Source organism: Bradyrhizobium sp., assembly GCF_049691595.1.
Taxonomy (GTDB): Bacteria; Pseudomonadota; Alphaproteobacteria; order Rhizobiales; family Xanthobacteraceae; genus Bradyrhizobium.
In genome coordinates, this window is record NZ_JBAVNZ010000322.1 from 1 (window position 1) to 2,329 (window position 2,329).

The window sequence follows — 2,329 nt, forward strand, 5'->3', positions numbered from 1 at the left end:
CTGGTGTCGTTTATGGCGCCAATGCAAGCGGCAAGAGCAATCTGATCTTTGCCCTGATGACCATGCGCAACCTCGTGTTGCAGTCCACGTCGATGCTTGATGCCGCGCGTGCTGAGCAGTACACCCCTTATCGCCTGGAGCGCAGTAGCTCTGGAGATCCGACGGAGTTCGAGATCGTGGTCCTGCTTGACGGCACGCGCTACCAGTACGGCTTCTCATATGACGCGCAGCGGATTCGTGACGAGTGGCTGATCGTCTACAAGACTGGAAAGGGTCAGTCCTGGTTCGAGCGTCGCTGGAACGACACGAAGGGCGAGCACGAGTGGGCTCCCTTCTCGAGTTATTTCACGGGGGCAAAGGAGACCTGGCGACAGGCCACGAGGCCAGGCGCGCTGTTCCTGACCACAGCCATTCAGCTCAACAACGAGCAGCTCAAGCCACTTTGGAATTGGTTTACGGATGGCCTCGTCATCGTGAACTGGGCTGGCGCGCTGGGCATCGGCCAGACACTGCAGCGCATGGATGACCCAGCCTTCAAGGCCCGGGCCCTGAATCTGCTGCGCTCGGCAGATCTGCATATCGCGGACATCCAGGTTGAGAATGTTCCGGGTCATCAGGTGGCCTTCAAGCTGGAAGCCGGCAAGGCTCCTGAACTTTCGACAAGCGTACAGGACCTGCCCATTGTGAAGTTCGTTCACAAGCTCGAAGGCGAGGACGCGGTCGCGTTCGACGGCCGATTTGAATCGGCGGGAACTCAGCGGCTGCTGTCCTATATCGGCCCTATTCTCGATGTCCTGGAAAGCGGCAAGCTCCTGGTCGTCGATGAATTTGACTCAAGCCTGCATCCGATGGTCGTCCGATTCGTGCTGAGCTTGTTCCACGATCCGGAGGTTTCCAAGCACGGTGCGCAGTTGTGGATGACCACACATGACACCTCGCTGCTCGACACGGGGCTGCTGCGACGTGATCAGTTCTGGTTCATGGACAAGGACGAACGTCAGGCAAGTCGACTCTATCCTCTGACCGACTTCAGTCCGCGCAAGGGCGAAGCGCTTGAGAAGGGGTACCTGCGCGCGCGGTACGGTGGCGTCCCCTTCATCTCGCGAACCCATCTACATTGAAGCGATGCGCGACAACCAGCCCAAGCACCGGCAGATGCGCAAGGAGCAGCGCCGTATCGCACGTCAGAAGGCGTCGCGCGGTGGGTTGCCCGCGATACTGGTAGTCTGCGAAGGCCGAGAAACGGAGCCGAACTATATTGACGGCTTGCGTGATCACGTGCGAATCAACGCCGCCGCTGTTCACATCGAGGCCGGCGACTCCGTGACCGATTCCGTCGGGCTCGTACGCAAAGCGCAAAAGCTATTCAAGAGCGACCGCGACTACGATCTGGTCTTCGTTATCTGCGATGGCGATTCAAATCATCTGGCCGCGGCGCGGGCGTTGGCCGCACGCCCCCTGCGAAACGCCGCGGGCGTTACCACTGAGGTGCAGATCATCGCCAGTTGCCCGAGTATTGAGTTCTGGTTGCTGCTGCACTTCGAGTACTCGGCGCGTCCGTTCCAGAACTCGGCCGAGGCGCAGCAGGCGCTCCTTGCCCATCTGCCCGACTACCAAAAGAACGATCGCGACATTTTCCGCAAGTCGGCAGCGGGACTCGATCTGGCCTGCCAGAGAGTTCAGCAGCTGAAAGCAGATTTGAGAACCAGCGGCGGCATTGCTCCGGACACAGACATGCCCATGCTGGTTGAACAGTTTCGGCGGATGCAACGACCCTAATTTCTCCGATCGTTCCTAGCGCGAAGTGGCACAACCTTCCGTTGGCCGCTCTCGGCTTGGCCGATCAGCGTGGACCATTGTTCCAGCGCCACGCGGCGCTCCTTGAAGTAGTCATGCCTATCGTATGTTCCCTCAACACCGCGCAGCTTGTGACCGAGACACCGTTCGGCCACCTCGCGCCGCACGCCCAGTGCTGCGAGATGCGTGCGTGCCGTGCGCCGGAGATCATGGAGCGTGAAGTGCGCCAACTTGTGCGCCACGCGTTGCAAGGCGACGTTCAGGGTGTCCAAGCCGACATGCGGTACCCGCTCCCGCGGATCACGGCGGCGCTTCGGGAAGATGAAGTCGCTGCCGGCCGCGCGCGTGCGCAAGGCGTTGAGCCACTCGACGACCTGCGGAGCCAAAGGGATGTCGAGACTCTCCCCCGTCTTGGTCCGCGAGCCAGGCAAGTGCCAGACCGCGCCGGCCTGAGTCTCGACGTCGAGATCGAATTCAGTCCACCTGGCACCGAGCAGTTCGCCCTTGCGTACACACAGTGCCAGCAGCAGCT

3 protein-coding genes are annotated in these 2,329 nt (G+C 60.8%); 2 read left to right on the forward strand and 1 reads right to left on the reverse strand.

Features of this window, described 5'->3' with window-relative positions; genetic code table 11:
* Together WCE35_RS14100 and WCE35_RS14105 are read left to right on the forward strand one after the other, a co-directional pair.
* Window positions 1-1,121 (forward strand): AAA family ATPase (locus tag WCE35_RS14100; RefSeq protein ID WP_424593956.1); only part of this gene is annotated, 1,121 nt, incomplete at its 5' end.
* A 4-nt stretch (window positions 1,122-1,125) separates the two neighbouring features.
* Entirely contained in the window at window positions 1,126-1,779 is a 654-nt protein-coding gene (locus tag WCE35_RS14105) for an RloB family protein (RefSeq protein ID WP_424593957.1), read from the forward strand.
* Here WCE35_RS14105 and WCE35_RS14110 read toward each other — a convergent pair.
* The coding region (locus tag WCE35_RS14110) for a site-specific integrase (protein WP_424593958.1) at window positions 1,776-2,329 on the reverse strand (554 nt) is incomplete at its 5' end. The genes WCE35_RS14105 and WCE35_RS14110 overlap by 4 nt on opposite strands.